Genomic DNA, 14,697 nt, shown 5'->3' with positions numbered 1-14,697 from the left:
TCGGACCGTGTCGACCAGAGCCGCCTCCGGCGCCGTCAGAGCCGACCTCCAAGGCCTGCGCGCCGTGGCGGTCTCGCTCGTCGTGGTCTTCCATCTCTGGCCGGGGCTCATGCCGGGCGGGTTCGTCGGCGTCGACGTGTTCTTCGCGATCTCCGGGTTCCTCATCACGGCGCACCTCCTCGCAGAGGTCGAGCGATCCGGTTCGGTCCGACTCGGGCGGTTCTGGGCCCGGCGCGCACGCCGACTACTCCCCGCCGCACTCACCGTCCTCACCGCGACCCTCGTCACGAGCTGGTACCTCGCACCGCTCGGGGACCTGCCCCGGTTCCTGCGTGAGATCGCGTGGTCGGGCCTGTACATCGAGAATTGGGCGCTCGCCGGATCCGCGATCGACTACCTCGCGGCGGAGGATGCTCCGTCGCCCGTGCAGCACTTCTGGTCGCTGTCGGTCGAGGAGCAGTTCTACCTCGTCTGGCCGATCCTGGTCCTCGTCGCCGGCTGGCTCGCCGTGCGGGTCGCCCGACGCTCGGCAGCGCCGACGGCGCGGCGTCGGGGCGTCGCGATCGCGATCGGAATCGTCTGCATCGCGTCGGCCGCCTGGTCGGTCGTCTTCACCGCGCAGGACCCGTCTCCGGCCTACTTCGCGACGACGACGAGGGCCTGGGAGTTCGCCGCCGGGGGACTGACGGCGATCCTGGTGGCCGAGGGGGCCCGGCGCGGCTGGGCGCTGCGGGCGGGTGCGCGCGCGGTCGTCGCCTGGCTCGGGTTCGCCGCGATCGGGGCGGCTGCCGTCTGGTATTCGGCGGAGACGCCCTTCCCGGCGTTGACCGCGGCGCTGCCAGTGTGCGGCACGATCGCCGTGATGGCGGCCTGGGCCCCGGACGTCCGGTGGTCGCCGACCGCGCTGCTCGCCCGGGCGCCGATCCAGTGGCTCGGCGACCGCTCCTACGCCGTCTACCTCTGGCACTGGCCCCTCATCGTGTTCGGAGGGATCGTGCTCACTCGGTCGGCCACTGTCCCCGAACAGCTCGCCCTCCTCCTCATCACCGGCGTCCTCGCGGAGGTCACGACGCGGTTCGTGGAGCGCCCGATCCGGTTCGGGCGGATCGCCGGTTGGCGGCCACGACGGGTCATCGCTGCGACCGCGCTCGCGATGAGCGTCCTGTTGATCGCCTCGATCGGGGTGCTCCCCGGTGCCGAGGCACGCATCGCCGCCGAACAGCAGCGCATCGAGACCCTGGTCGCGACCCCGTCGAACTGCCTCGGTGCCGCGGAGCTCGTCGATGCTGCAACGTGCCCGCGGGATGACGGAGCATCATCGGACGGCACGGAGGGCTCCGGTGGCCAGGCCTCGCGCGACGGTTCCTCGGCGTCTCCCGGGGATGAGACCCGCGGGGTCGTCATTCCTGATGCGTCGCTGGCCGACCTGCCGCCGGACCGCTGCATCACCGACATCCGAGCTGCCGCGTTCGAGGTCTGCGCCTACGGCGCCAGCGCTGAGCAGGCGACGAGGACGATGGCGCTCGTCGGGGACTCCCACGCCGAGCAGTGGTTGCCGGCGTTCGCGACTGCTGCCGAGACGAACGGGTGGCGGCTCCTCGTCGCGGCGAAGAGCTCCTGCCCGTTCAGCGACGCCGAGCGCACGGAGCCCGGGACGAGCGCGGCGGTGCTCGCCGAGATGCGCGCCGGGTGCCAGAGCTGGAACCGCGACGCCCTCGAACTGCTGCAGGACGAACCGGAGATCGACACGCTCGTCGTCTCGGCGCGCGCCCGGAACCCGGTCGTCGCCGAGGGGGACCGCGACTGGCGGGAGGTGGCCGCGGAAGCCTATGCGGAGCGCTGGGCGCTCGTGCCCGCGACGATCGAGCAGATCGTCGTCCTGCGCGACACCCCGACGATGTCGGACGACGTGCTGGAGTGCGTCCGCGACGACGCTGATCCGGAGGACGGATGCGCTCGGGACCGGAGCGACGCGCTCACGGAGGATCCGCAGTACGAGGCCGCCCTCGCGAGCACCGACCCCCGGGTCCGACCCGTCGACCTCTCGGACGCCCTGTGCGCGTCCGATCGGTGCTCGCCGGTGATCGGCGGTGTCCTCGCGTACCGCGATCACCACCACCTGAGCTGGGTGTACGCCGAGACCCTCGCACCCGTCGTCCAGGCGATGCTGGACCGGATGCCGACGCCGGAGTCAAACGCCGTCGCGCCCTGATGCCGCACCCGGCGCGATGAGGCGCGGAGCGTCGGCTGCGAGTCGGGCGGTGTAGGGGTGGGCCGGGGCGGTGAACACCTGCTCGGCGTCGCCATGCTCGACCACCCGTCCGTGCTGCATCACGGCGACGCGGTCGCTCATGTGTCGGATGACGCCGAGGTCGTGGGAGATCAGCAGGTAGCTCAGGCCGTGGCGTCGCTGCAGGTCGTCGAGGAGGTCCAGGATCCTGGCCTGGACGGTGACGTCGAGTGCTGAGACGGGTTCGTCGAGGATGAGTGTCGACGGTCGACTCGCGAGTGCCCGGGCGATCGCCACGCGTTGCCGCTGGCCGCCTGAGAGCGTCCGCGGGCGCGCGCGAGCCAGCGAGGGATCGAGGCCGACGTCCGAGAGGAGACGGGTGATGTCGCGAGGTGCGGCTTCGCGTCCACGAACGGCGTCGGCGAGGATGGCGTCGACGCGCCAGCGCGGATCGAACGAGCTCAGTGGATCCTGCGAGACCCATCCCAGACGGTTCCGTCGTGGACGACGCGCCCGCTCGGGGAGCTCCGACCACGGTTCGCCCCCGAGGAGCACGGTTCCCGACTGCGGCGCGGTGAGGCCGAGCGCGATGCGGGCGAGGGTGGTCTTGCCCGAACCGGACTCGCCGACCACGCCCAGGGTCGTCCCCGGTTCCAGGCGGAGCGAGACGTCGTCGACCGCCAGGATCGCCGAGGCGCCGCGGCCACGCTCGAAGCTCCGGGTGACGGATCGGAACTCCAGTGCGGGTGCGTCCGATCCGGCCGACGTCGTCGGACGGCTGCCCGTCGCCGGCTGTTCGGCCACCGGGGCCGCGTCGACCGGCTGGTCTGCGCTGAGGCGTGTCCCTCGAGCGCGGTCGGTGGGGACCGCGGCGATGAGGGCCCGGGTGTACGGGTGTGTCGGCCTGGTCAGCAGCTGTTCGGCCGGCCCCTGCTCGACGACGACACCGTGCTGCATCACGACGAGGTGGTCGGCGATCGACGAGACGACGGCGAGGTCGTGGCTGATCAGGAGGAGGCCCGCCCCGCGCCGCTTGACGTCGTCGAGGAGGCCGATGACACGTGCTTGGACGGTGACGTCGAGCGCGGTCGTCGGTTCGTCGGCGATGAGGAGGTCGGGGTCCAGTGCGATCGCCGACGCGATGAGCGCGCGCTGACGGAGTCCGCCGGAGAGTTCACCGGAACGTTGGCCGATGCGAGAAGCCGGGTCGGGCATGCCGACGGAGTCGAGGAGCTCGAGCACCCGCCGGGTGCGGGCGGTCCGGTCGAGGTCGGTGCCGAGTCGGAGTGCGTCGTCGATCTCGCGCCCGATCGGTCGCAGGGGGTCGAGCGACACGAGCGCGTCCTGGAGGACGAGCCCGATGCGACGTCCGCGCAGGCGTCGCCAGGCCGATGCTCCGAGTCCGCGGAGATCGGTGCCGTCGAAGTCGAGTCGAGTGGCCGTCACCCGCGCCGATACACCGGCGAGGCCCAGGAGCGATCTGGCGGTCACGCTCTTGCCGGAGCCCGACTCGCCGACGATCGCGACGCAGGTGCCGCGCTCGACGTGGAAGGAGACGCCGGAGACGACGGCGTCCCCGCTACCGAATCCGACCGTCAGTGCTTCCACCTGGAGCAGGGGCGTGGTGTCGCTCATCGGCCGTCCTCCCGAGATCGGCGCTGGAGACCCCGTCCGAGGACCGTGGTGGACAGGGCGGTCGCGACGATCATCAGACCGGGGAACGCCGTGAGCCACCATGCCGTCGCGAGGTAGGTGCGTGCTGCGGCGAGCATGGCACCCCATTCCGGGGCGGGTGGTTGCGCCCCGAGCCCGAGGTAGCTCAGGGCGGACGCCCAGACGACCGCCTGTCCGATGCCGAGGGTCGCGAGGACGAACAGCGGGGCGACGGCGTTCGGCAGGATGTGTCGGAACAGGATCCGGGCCGGCCCGTGCCCGAGCACTCGCGCGGCCTCGACGAAGTCGGAGGAGCGGACCTGGAGCAGTTGACCGCGGATGAGACGCGCGTAGCCCGGCGCCGTCGACAGGCCGACCGCGATCGTCGCCGTGACGGGACCGGGCCCCGCGATGACGATCACGAGGAGCGCGAGCAACAGGCCGGGGAACGCGAAGAGCACCTCGAGGACGCGTCCCACGGCGAAGTCCGCGACCCGGCCGCCGACTGCGGCGATCGTCGCGAGGACTGCTCCGAGGATCAGTCCGATGGCCGTCGCGGCGACGCCGATGAGGAGCGAGGTCCCCGCACCGTGCACGACCCGGCTCCAGACGTCGCGGCCGGACTCGTCCGTCCCGAACCAGTGCGAGACGGAGGGCGCCGAGAACGCGGCCCGCGGGTCGACCGCCGTCGGCGACGCTGTCGCGAACAGCTGGGGGGCGAGCGCGCAGCCGAGCAGGAACAGCACCACCACGGCCGCGATGATCTCGGTAGCGCCGAATCCCGACGACCGGCGCCATCCGCGACGGACCCGGGCGTCGGGGCTTCCGGATGTCGGGGCGATCGCGAGCCCGCTCATGAACCGGACCGCCGGATCCGGTCGCGCGGGTCGAGCAGTTCCGCCGCGAGGTCCGCGAGGAACATGACGACGACGTAGGCCACCGCCGAGCTCAACACCACGCCGGTGACCACCGGGACATCGCGCACGGTCACCGCCTGGAGCAGCGTCCGTCCGAGACCGGGCCGGGCGAAGATGGTCTCCACCACCACCGCGCCGCTGATGAGGTACCCGAACGCCCATCCCGACAGGTTCACCGCGGGCACGGCGGCGTGGCGTAGGCCGTGTCTGAGCAGGAGGCCGGTGGTCGACTCACCTCGGGCGGCCGCGGAGACGGCGAACGGCGCGCCCCCCGCGTCGAGCAACGGTTCCCGCATCACCTGGGCCAGGAACCCGGCGACCGGGATGGCCAGGGTCAGCACCGGGAGGATGAGACCGACCGCATCACCCGTGCTCACCGGAGGGAGCCATCCGAGCCAGGTGCTGAAGAGCGTGATGAGGACGGTCGCGAGCCAGAACTGGGGGAGCGACGCCGCCACGAGCTCGACGGCCGATCCGAGGGCCGCGGACACCCGCCCACCACGGGTCGACCAGATCGCGAGGCCGAGCGCAAGGAGCCAGGCGACGGCGAGCGACGCCGTCGCCAGCACCAGCGTCCCGCCGAGCTGTTCGGCGAGCACCTGGGCAACCGGCGTGCGGAGGGACGCCGACTCGCCGAGATCCCCCTGGACCAGTCGGACCAGTTGCGCCAGGTACTGGACGAGGAGCGGCTGGTCCAGGCCGTACTGCTCGCGCACCCGCTCGAGCGCCTCAGCCGACGCCTGGGAGCCGGGGCCACCGAGATAGGCCTGCGCCGGGTCGCCGGGGATCAGCCGGACCGCGAAGAAGGTGACCGTCGCGACCGCCCAGAGCACGAACACCGCACCGGCCAGACGCGCCCCGATCCGCCCGGCCAGGCGGCGGAGGTCGCGTCCCGGGCGGCCGATGGAGGTCACTCCACGAGCCAGGCGTCCCCGAAGACCGGCGTCGACACCGTCGGCAGCGCGCGGACGCCCTGCAGCGAGGTGCTCAGCAGGAAATGGTTCTGCTGGTCGTAGAGCGGCAGGATGTAGTAGCCGTCGAGGATGATCTGCTGCGCCTGCTCGTAGAGGAACGCCCGCTCCTCGGGATCGAGGGTGTCGCTCGCCTGCTTCAGGATCTCGTCGAGCGCGGGGTCGTCCAGCTGGGCGTGGTTCGCGAAGTAGCCGCTCGGTGCCGGGACGATGCCCGAGGAGTCGTACAGCACCCGGAGGACGTCCGGTCCCACCTTCGTGTACGGAGCGCTGACGGCCTCGTAGGCGTTGGAGCCGAGCGCCTCGTACCAGCTCGAGAGGTCGAGCAGCTCGAGCTGCACGTCGAAGCCGGCGTCACCGGCTCCGGCCTGGATCTGCTCGAAGAGCGACTGCTCGGCCGGGATCGACTGGTTCGTGCTCACCGGGAACCGCACGGTCAGCCGGACGCCGTCCTTCGTCCGCACGCCGTCCTCGTCCTTCCCGGTCCAGCCGGCCTCGTCCAGGAGCTTGTTCGCCGCATCGAGGTCGTAGCCGAACAGGCTCTCGTCGGAGTAAGCGGTCGCCTCCGCACTCGACAGCGGGGAGTAGGAACGCTTCGCCGTGCCGAAGAACAGGGACTCGATGCCGGCGTTCACGTCCGTCGACCGCACGAAGGCCTCACGCACGCGCTGGTCGTCGAACGGCGCCTGTCCCGCGTTGAGCTCGATGCGGTTCGAGGCACCGGGACGTGGTGCGTCCAGGTCGACGATCGTCTTCGAGTCCTTCGCCTGCGCGATCGTGTCGGGCTGCGCGTTGTCGATGATGTCGACGTCGCCGCTCTGGAGTGCCGCGAAGCGCGACGCGGAGTCGGGGATGAAGCGCCACGTGATGCCGTCGAGGTACGCCGGCCCGTCGTTCGCGGCGTCGCTCGGTGCCGAGTCGTACGCGTCGTTCCGGACGAGCGAGACGTGGTCCTGCTTCACCCACTCGTCGACGACGAACGGTCCGGTACCGACCGGCGCATCGCAGTTCGCCGCTTCACCGCGGGCGATCCCCGTCGGGGACTCCATCGCCGTCCACGGCTGCGACAACGACTCCAGGAGCGCGCTGTCGGGAGCGGAGAGGATGAACCGGGCCGTCGTGGCGTCGACCGCCTCGACCGACGCGACCTTGCCCACCGCGAGGTAACCCGTGGACGACTTCGTCGCCGGGTCCTGCAGGTGCTCGATGTTCGCCTTGACCGCTGCCGCGTCGAACGGGGTGCCGTCGGTGAACGTCACGTCCGACCGCAGCGTGAACTCCCAGGTCAGACCGTCCTCCGAGGTCGTCCAGGACTCGGCGAGCCACGGGATGATCTCGCCCTTCGCGTCTCGCGACACGAGCGGCTCGAGGAACTGTGCGCTCAACAGGGCCTGCGGGTAGTTGCCACCGACGTGCGGATCGAGGCACGTGGGCTCGGCGTCCCCGCTGGCGTAGACGAGCGTCCCACCGGCCTTCGGCGTGCTCGACGCGGCCGGCGTCCCCGGTGCACACGCTGCGAGCAGGACCGCGAGCGGAACGAGCGCCGCGGCGATGCGCAACGGACGACGCGAGGACGCAGGGCGTCGACGGGCAGGGGAGGGGGATGCGGGCACAGGGACTCCAGAAAGCGATCGACCGGGTGCTGAGGGCCCGGTGGCGGCGTCGGACGAATTATTGGACGCCGTCTCGGAACCAGCATAGAGCCTCGGCACCACGCCCCGACCCCTCGCACGACGGCTAGGCTCACAGGCGGCGGAAGGAGCCCGCATGGCACGACCACCGGCACGGAACGCCGTCGGCAGACCCCGACGATCCTCCCGACGCGTCCTCGAGGAGGCGGCCGCCGAACTCTTCCTCGAACAGGGATACCCCGGCACCACCGTCGACCAGATTGCGAGCCGCGCCGGCGTCAGCCGCAACACCTTCTTCAACTACTTCGGCTCGAAGAGCGACGTCCTCTGGGTCGACGTCGACGCCGCGCTCGCCGGACTCGAACGGGCGCTCGCCGCAGGCGGGGACACCCCCGCGACGGACGTCGCCGACGTCATGCCGTCACTGCAAGCCGCCCTCCTGGGCATCGCCGAGGAGCGCTCGAACGGCGCCGTGCCCTGGGCGCTCACGCAGATCGAGCTGATGGACACCGCGTGGGAGCTGCAGGCGTCCGGCCTCGAACGTCTGCTGCGTCTCCAAGCCGTGCTCCGGGTCTCGCTCGCGCGCCTCGCCGTCCGCGCCGACGAGCTGACGATCCGGTCCGCCGCAGCGGCGCTCGCCGGTGCGATCGTCGCCGGCGCCGGGGCCTGGGCGGCCGCAGGTGTCGGCCGGGGCGAGCTCGGCGACTACCTCAGCCGCGCGATCGCTCCGGTGGTGGACGGGTACGGCCGCGCCCTCGCCCGGATCGACGGGCCGAGCTCCTCGTAGCCGACCTCCTCTGAGCCGCTCCGCAGGCTGTACGATGGGACCATCGACATCGATCCGGCCATCACCGGGGAGTCCTCGGCAGAACAGCGACCGCTCAGCGGCAGCCCAGTAGAACCGAGCGGGTCAGGCCCGTCACAGCCGGTGCAGAGCGGCCGTTCCAGTGGAGCGGCAAGCGGGGTGGTACCGCGTCGGCAACGCCGGCGTCCTCGCAGGACCCACGAGACCTGCCAGGAGAACGATGAGCTACCCGAAGTCCCAGGAACCGACCCCAACCGAGTCGGCGTCGAACGGCGCGGCGTTCGGCGTGACGCCGTCGCCCAGCTTCCCCTCGATCGAGGAGGGGGTGCTCGCCCGCTGGGCCGCCGACGGCACCTTCCAGGCCTCCATCGACCAGCGCGAGGGCGCTCCGGAATGGGTGTTCTACGACGGCCCACCCTTCGCGAACGGCCTCCCGCACTACGGTCACCTCCTCACGGGCTACGCCAAGGACCTCTTCCCCCGATTCCAGACGATGCGCGGCAAGCAGGTGCACCGCCGGTTCGGCTGGGACACCCACGGTCTCCCCGCCGAGCTCGAGGCGGAGCGCCAGCTCGGCATCACCGACAAGCGCCAGATCGACGAGATGGGGCTCGCCGCGTTCAACCAGGTCGCACGTGACTCCGTCCTCCGCTACACGGAGGAATGGCAGGACTACGTGACGCGCCAGGCGCGCTGGGTCGACTTCGAGCACGACTACAAGACCCTCGACGTGACCTACATGGAGTCGGTCATCTGGGCCTTCAAGCAGCTCCACGACAAGGGCCTGGCCTACGAGGGCTACCGGGTGCTGCCCTACTGCTGGCGTGACCAGACGCCACTCTCCAACCACGAGCTGCGGATGGACGACGACGTCTACCGCTCCCGCCAGGACCAGACCGTCACGGTCACCTTCCCGCTGGTCGGTCCGAAGGCCGAGAGCCTCGGACTGACCGCCGTCCGCGCGCTCGCCTGGACGACCACGCCCTGGACCCTGCCGACGAACGCCGCGCTCGCCGTCGGGCCCGACATCGAGTACGCGGTCGTCCCAGCCGGCCCGAACGGCACCCCCGACGCCACGGTGCTCCGCGAGGAGGGCTCCGCCCACGCCGACACCGAGGTCCTCGGCGGCGAGTACCTCATCGCCTCGGCGCTGCTCGGCAACTACGCGAAGGACCTCGGCTACGACTCCGCGGCCGAGGCGCAGGCCGCCGTCTCCCGGACGATCGTCGGGCGCGAGCTCGAAGGCGTCTCCTACGACCGCCTCTGGGACTACTACGCCGACGCCGAGTGGGGCATGGAGCAGGCCTGGCGCATCCTCGTCGCCGACTACGTGTCCACCGAGGACGGCACCGGCATCGTGCACCAGGCCCCCGCCTACGGTGAAGAGGACCAGAAGGTGTGCGAGGCCGCCGGCATCCCGGTGATCGTCTCCGTCGACGACGGCGGGAAGTTCCTCCCCGAGGTGTCCGACGTCGCCGGTCTCCAGGTCTTCGACGCCAACAAGCCGCTCACCCAGCTGTTGAAGGCACAGGGCCGCCTCCTGCGTCAGGCGAGCTACGAGCACTCCTACCCGCACTGCTGGCGCTGCAAGCAGCCGCTCATCTACAAGGCGGTGTCGAGCTGGTTCGTCCGCGTGCCCGAGTTCCGCGACCGCATGGAGGAGCTCAACCAGGAGATCACCTGGGTCCCGGAGAACGTCAAGGACGGACAGTTCGGCAAGTGGCTCGCGGGTGCGCGCGACTGGTCGATCAGCCGCAACCGGTACTGGGGTTCGCCGATCCCGGTGTGGAAGAGCGACGACCCGGCCTACCCGCGCATTGACGTGTACGGATCGCTGGACGAGCTCGAGGCCGACTTCGGCGTGCGCCCGACCGATCTGCACCGCCCGTACATCGACGAGCTCACGCGGCCGAACCCCGACGACCCCACCGGCCGGTCGACGATGCGCCGCATCACCGACGTCCTCGACGTCTGGTTCGACTCGGGATCGATGCCGTTCGCCCAGGTGCACTACCCGTTCGAGAACCGCGAGTGGTTCGACTCGCACAGCCCCGCGGACTTCATCGTCGAGTACATCGGCCAGACGCGTGGGTGGTTCTACCTCCTGCACGTGCTGTCGACCGCGCTGTTCGACCGGCCGGCGTTCACGAGCGTCGTGAGCCACGGCATCGTCCTCGGCAGCGACGGCCAGAAGATGTCGAAGTCGCTGCGCAACTACCCGGACGTCAACGAGGTCTTCGACCGCGACGGCTCCGACGCCATGCGCTGGTTCCTCATGTCGAGCTCGGTGCTGCGCGGCGGCAACCTCGTCGTGACGGAGGAGGGCATCCGTGAGGGCGTCCGCCAGGTGATGCTGCCGTTGTGGAACACCTGGTACTTCTTCTCGCTGTACGCGAACACGGCGGTGCCTGGTGGCTACGACGCCGAGTGGCGCACGGACTCCACCGACGTCCTCGACCGCTACATCCTCGCCAAGACGCGTGAGCTCGTCGTCACGGTGACCGACCACCTCGAGGCGTTCGACGCGACCCTCGCAGCGGCCTCGCTGCGGGACTTCGCTGACGTCCTGACCAACTGGTACGTGCGTCGCTCCCGCGACCGCTTCTGGTCGACCGACGGTGGCGTCTTCGACCGCGACGCCTTCGACACGCTCTACACCGTCCTCGAGACGTACTGCAGGGTCGCCGCTCCACTCCTCCCGCTCATCACGGAGCAGATCTGGACCGGCCTGACGGGCGAGCGCAGCGTGCACCTCGCCGACTGGCCGGAGCCCGAGGCGTTCCCGGAGGACGCGGCACTCGTCGAGGCGATGGACCGGGTCCGCGAGGTCTCCGGTGTCACTCTCGCCCTCCGCAAGCAGGCCGGTCTCCGTGTCCGGTTGCCGCTCGCCTCGCTCACCGTGGTCACGCCCGACCCCGCGTCGCTCGCGCCGTTCGAGGCGATCCTCCGCGAGGAACTCAACCTCAAGGCCGTCTCCTTCGCCGAGTTGACCGACACCAGCGGCACCGAGTTCGGCGTCACCTCGCGCCTCTCGATCAACGCCCGCGCGGCGGGTCCGCGCCTCGGCAAGACGGTGCAGCAGGCGATCAAGGGCGCTCGGAGCGGCGACTGGTCCGAGGTCGACGGCACGGTCACGGCCGGCGGCATCGAGCTCGTCGACGGCGAGTACGAGCTCGTCATGGAGGCATCCTCGGGCGCCGCCGGTGGGGTTGCGCTCGCGCTCCTGCCCTCGGGTGGCTTCGCCCTGCTCGAGACCACGCTGACGCCCGAGCTCGAAGCGGAGGGACTCGCCCGCGACGTCATCCGTGCCGTACAGGACACCCGGAAGGCGGCGGACCTGCAGGTGAGCGACCGGATCCGGCTCCAGCTCCGATTCGAGGACGACGCCGACGAACGCGCGGTGCGCAGCGCCCTCGACGTGGTCGACCTCGCCGGCGACACCCTGGCGACGTCCCTGACCTGGTCCGACGTCGAGGCGCAGGCTGGAGCGTCGGGCTTCGCCCAGTCGTTCGCGGCCGGGAAGTTCGGCAACGCCGGAGCCTTCACCGTGACCGTCGCGCGCGCAGAGGAGACCGCCGATGTCCGATGACCTGATCCCCGGAGACGAGCTGTCCTCGGCCGATGCCGCCGACGCCGTGTACCGCGAGCTCCTCGAACGGCTGGGGGAGGCCCAGCCGCAGCCGCGTCTCGGCGCCACCAAGCGGGCGCTCGAGCTCCTCGGCAACCCGGAGGCGTCCTTCGCGATCATCCAGATCGCCGGAACGAACGGCAAGACGAGCACGGCGCGCATGATCGAGAGCATCCTCCGCGCCCACGGGCTCCGCACCGGTCTCTTCACGAGTCCGCACCTCGTCCGGTTCACCGAGCGCATCGGGATCGACGGCGAGCGGATCTCGGACGAGGCCGTCGCCAGGAACTGGGACGACATCAAGCCGTATCTGGCGATGGTCGACGCCGAGCTCACGGCGGCCGATGAGCCCGCCCTGACCTTCTTCGAGGCGCTCACCGTCCTGGGATTCGCCTGCTTCGGCGACGCCCCCGTCGACGTCGCCGTCGTCGAGGTGGGGATGGGCGGTGCCTGGGACTCGACGAACGCCGCCGATGCCGAGGTCGCCGTCTTCACGCCCATCGACCTCGACCACGTGCAGCGGCTCGGCAAGACGATCGCCGAGATCGCGCGCACCAAGGCCGGCATCATCAAGCCCGGAGCACAGGTGGTCTCTGCCGCTCAGCACCCCGACGCGCGTCAGGCGATCGTCGAGGCCGCCGCGGCGGTCGACGACCCGGCCGTGTTCGAAGGTGAGGAGTTCGCCCTCGTGCAGGACGCCGTGGCGGTGGGCGGACAGCTCATCACCGTCCGAGGGCGCGCCGGCACCTACCCTGAGTTGTACCTCCCGCTCTACGGGGACCACCAGGGACGGAACGCGACGCTCGCGATCGCCGCGGTCGAGGCGTTCCTCGGCGGAGCGACCCAGCCGATCGCGGAGGACGTCCTCGCGGAGGGCCTCACCGAGGTCGCCTCCCCGGGGCGTCTGCAGCTCATCGGCACCGAACCGACCGTGCTCGTCGACGCGGCGCACAACCCGCACGGTGCCGCGTCACTGGTCGCCGCACTCGGCAGTTACTTCGACGTCGACGAGATCGCCTTCGTGGTCGGCATCCTCCAGGACAAGGACGCCGCCGGCATCCTGACGACCCTGGCGCCCGCCGCGTCAGGCTTCTTCTTCACCCAGTCGGAGTCGGAGCGGGCGATCCCGGCCGAGGAGCTCTCGCGCCTCGCCGCGTCGCTCGACCTGCCGGCGTCGACCTTCGCCGACACGCTCGACGAGGCCGCGGAGGACGCACGGCGCTGGGCCGAGGAGGCGCCGCGCCGGCTGGTGGTGATCACCGGCTCGATCACCCTCGTGGGCGAGGCGATCGAGGTCGCCGACGACCGGGAATGGAAGGCGACCGCATGAGCGGCATGGCACGGAGCCGGGCTCCACGGAGCATCAAGCAGACCCTCGGATCGATCATCCTCGGCTTCGAGATGATCGTCATGTTCCTCGGCGCGCTCGTCATCTTCGGGTTGAAGGCGCTCCCGGCCCCGGTCGCGTTGATCGGCGGAGCGGTGCTGTGCCTGATCATCGTCGCGACGATCCCGCTCCTGCGATTCCGCTGGGGGTATTGGCTGGGCTGGGCGGTGCAAGCCGCTATCGTGGCTACCGGCCTGCTCGTGCCGATGATGTTCCTCGTCGGCGGGATGGCCGCAGCCGTCTGGACCTATGCGATGGTCCAAGGCGACAAGATCGAGCGTCAGCAGGCGCTCTACCGAGAAGCGAAGGATTGACCGTGGCTGTTGAAGAAACCCTGGTACTCGTGAAGCCTGACGGCGTCGCACGCAACCTGACCGGCGAGATCCTCCGTCGGATCGAGGCGAAGGGCTATTCGCTCGTGGACCTGCGCATGGTCGAGCCGGACCGCGAGCTCCTTGCCGCGCACTACGCCGAGCACGAGGGCAAGCCGTTCTACGAGCCCCTCGTCGAGTTCATGCTGAGCGGTCCCGTCGTCGCGATCCGCGTCGCCGGCAACCGCGTCATCGAGGGCTTCCGCTCGCTCGCCGGCACGACCGACCCGACCACCGCCGCGCCCGGGACCATCCGTGGCGACTTCGGCCGCGACTGGGGACTCAAGGTCCAGCAGAACCTGGTCCACGGTTCGGACAGCCCCGAGTCCGCCTCCCGCGAGCTCGCGCTCTGGTTCGCCTGACGCACCGACTCCGCACGACGAAGCCCGCCTCCGATTCCGGGGGCGGGCTTCGTCGTGCACGTCCGGCGGCCGTTCAGGCCGCCACCGGCTACAGGTAGGAGAGGACGTCGAGGCGCAGCTGGGCGATGACCGCCACCACGAGGTAGCACCCGAGCGTCACCACCACGATCCAGGAGGACACGACCCCGGCGACGCGGCGGACGGCGGGGGACGCCGGGATGATGCCGTTCCGCAGGGTGAACGCGGTCACCGCGATGAACGAGGGGATCGTCACCGACCAGGTGACCATGCACCACGGGCACAGCGTGCCGAGGACGAAGATGCTCTGCGAGATCAGCCAGATGACGAATCCCAGCGCACCGAGGAACCCGATGTTGAACGCGATCCAGAACCACCGCGCGAACTGCGCACCCGCGAGGACCGCGACGCCGACGGCGATCGGGGCGATCCAGGCGGCGAGACCGATGATCGGGTTCGGGAACCCGAGGATGGCGCCCTGCCAGGAGTTCAGGTTGACCCCGCACTGCACGAGGATGCTCAGATTGCAGCCGAGCTGGGCGTTCGGATCCTGCAGGAGCTGGAACTTGTCGAGGGTGAGCGCGAACGCCGCGATCCACCCGATGACACCTGCGACGATGAGGAAGATGGCGAGGCCCCTGGGGCGCGCGTCGATGACCGGAGTTGACACGCCCTGATTCTCGCACGCCCGCCTGAACGGCGGCGGGACATGCCCGGGTGGTCC

General features: G+C 70.7%; 11 protein-coding genes. 6 read left to right on the top strand and 5 right to left on the bottom strand.

The window, feature by feature from the left end:
• The first annotated feature begins 7 nt into the window (after nucleotides 1–7).
• Nucleotides 8–2,212 carry an acyltransferase family protein gene (locus CCK91_RS07495; RefSeq protein ID WP_086473512.1) on the top strand — a complete coding sequence of 735 codons (2,205 nt, stop codon included), beginning with the start codon at nucleotides 8–10 and terminating at the stop codon, nucleotides 2,210–2,212.
• On the opposite strand, the gene CCK91_RS07490 is transcribed toward CCK91_RS07495, so the two are convergent.
• Genes CCK91_RS07490 through CCK91_RS07475 form a run of 4 tightly spaced genes read right to left on the bottom strand, consistent with a single transcriptional unit; the run spans nucleotide 2,192 to nucleotide 7,330 of the window.
• Nucleotides 2,192–3,865: a dipeptide ABC transporter ATP-binding protein gene (locus tag CCK91_RS07490; RefSeq protein WP_086473511.1), complete on the bottom strand. Its 1,674-nt coding sequence runs from the start codon at nucleotides 3,863–3,865 to the stop codon at nucleotides 2,192–2,194. The genes CCK91_RS07495 and CCK91_RS07490 overlap by 21 nt on opposite strands.
• Complete coding sequence (locus CCK91_RS07485) at nucleotides 3,862–4,740, bottom strand: ABC transporter permease (protein WP_086473510.1); 879 nt, start codon at nucleotides 4,738–4,740, stop codon at nucleotides 3,862–3,864. The genes CCK91_RS07490 and CCK91_RS07485 overlap by 4 nt, the downstream gene beginning before the upstream one ends.
• Nucleotides 4,737–5,714 carry an ABC transporter permease gene (locus CCK91_RS07480; protein ID WP_086473509.1) on the bottom strand — a complete coding sequence of 326 codons (978 nt, stop codon included), beginning with the start codon at nucleotides 5,712–5,714 and terminating at the stop codon, nucleotides 4,737–4,739. Before CCK91_RS07480 ends, CCK91_RS07485 begins: the two co-directional genes overlap by 4 nt.
• On the bottom strand, nucleotides 5,711–7,330 hold the full coding sequence (locus CCK91_RS07475; RefSeq protein ID WP_242664442.1) for an ABC transporter substrate-binding protein: 1,620 nt from the start codon (nucleotides 7,328–7,330) through the stop codon (nucleotides 5,711–5,713). Before CCK91_RS07475 ends, CCK91_RS07480 begins: the two co-directional genes overlap by 4 nt.
• Nucleotides 7,331–7,538: 208 nt before the next feature.
• Between CCK91_RS07475 and CCK91_RS07470 the strand changes: the two genes are divergently transcribed.
• The 5 genes from CCK91_RS07470 to ndk all read left to right on the top strand — a co-directional run bounded on the left by CCK91_RS07470 (nucleotide 7,539) and on the right by ndk (nucleotide 13,955).
• The gene (locus CCK91_RS07470; RefSeq protein ID WP_086473507.1) at nucleotides 7,539–8,189 is read left to right on the top strand and encodes a TetR/AcrR family transcriptional regulator; all 651 of its coding nucleotides are present in this window, start codon (nucleotides 7,539–7,541) and stop codon (nucleotides 8,187–8,189) included.
• Between the two features lie 238 nt (nucleotides 8,190–8,427).
• Nucleotides 8,428–11,796: an isoleucine--tRNA ligase gene (gene ileS, locus CCK91_RS07465; RefSeq protein WP_086473506.1), complete on the top strand. Its 3,369-nt coding sequence runs from the start codon at nucleotides 8,428–8,430 to the stop codon at nucleotides 11,794–11,796.
• Nucleotides 11,786–13,165 (top strand): bifunctional folylpolyglutamate synthase/dihydrofolate synthase, encoded by a 1,380-nt coding sequence (locus CCK91_RS07460; protein ID WP_086473505.1) that lies wholly within the window; start codon nucleotides 11,786–11,788, stop codon nucleotides 13,163–13,165. The genes ileS and CCK91_RS07460 overlap by 11 nt, the downstream gene beginning before the upstream one ends.
• Nucleotides 13,162–13,536: a DUF4233 domain-containing protein gene (locus tag CCK91_RS07455; RefSeq protein ID WP_064295611.1), complete on the top strand. Its 375-nt coding sequence runs from the start codon at nucleotides 13,162–13,164 to the stop codon at nucleotides 13,534–13,536. The genes CCK91_RS07460 and CCK91_RS07455 overlap by 4 nt, the downstream gene beginning before the upstream one ends.
• Before the next feature lie 2 nt (nucleotides 13,537–13,538).
• The gene (ndk, locus tag CCK91_RS07450; protein ID WP_064295600.1) at nucleotides 13,539–13,955 is read left to right on the top strand and encodes a nucleoside-diphosphate kinase; all 417 of its coding nucleotides are present in this window, start codon (nucleotides 13,539–13,541) and stop codon (nucleotides 13,953–13,955) included.
• A gap of 88 nt (nucleotides 13,956–14,043) precedes the next feature.
• Here ndk and CCK91_RS07445 read toward each other — a convergent pair whose 3' ends face one another.
• A complete protein-coding gene (locus tag CCK91_RS07445; RefSeq protein WP_064295599.1) occupies nucleotides 14,044–14,643 on the bottom strand; it encodes a vitamin K epoxide reductase family protein in 600 nt (199 codons plus the stop codon).
• Nucleotides 14,644–14,697 lie beyond the last annotated feature (54 nt).

Source organism: Plantibacter elymi (nom. nud.), assembly GCF_900177795.1.
Classification (GTDB): Bacteria; Actinomycetota; Actinomycetes; order Actinomycetales; family Microbacteriaceae; genus Plantibacter; species Plantibacter elymi.
Note: the sequence above shows the minus strand (reverse complement) of the source record. Positions and strands in the feature narration are given on the sequence as shown.

Coding starts and splice junctions, on each gene's coding strand:
- CCK91_RS07490 (WP_086473511.1), bottom strand. CDS start 3,865: ATGAGCGACACCACGCCCCTGCTCCAGGTGGAAGCACTGACGGTCGGA.
- ileS (WP_086473506.1), top strand. CDS start 8,428: ATGAGCTACCCGAAGTCCCAGGAACCGACCCCAACCGAGTCGGCGTCG.
- CCK91_RS07455 (WP_064295611.1), top strand. CDS start 13,162: ATGAGCGGCATGGCACGGAGCCGGGCTCCACGGAGCATCAAGCAGACC.
- CCK91_RS07460 (WP_086473505.1), top strand. CDS start 11,786: ATGTCCGATGACCTGATCCCCGGAGACGAGCTGTCCTCGGCCGATGCC.
- CCK91_RS07470 (WP_086473507.1), top strand. CDS start 7,539: ATGGCACGACCACCGGCACGGAACGCCGTCGGCAGACCCCGACGATCC.
- CCK91_RS07485 (WP_086473510.1), bottom strand. CDS start 4,740: ATGAGCGGGCTCGCGATCGCCCCGACATCCGGAAGCCCCGACGCCCGG.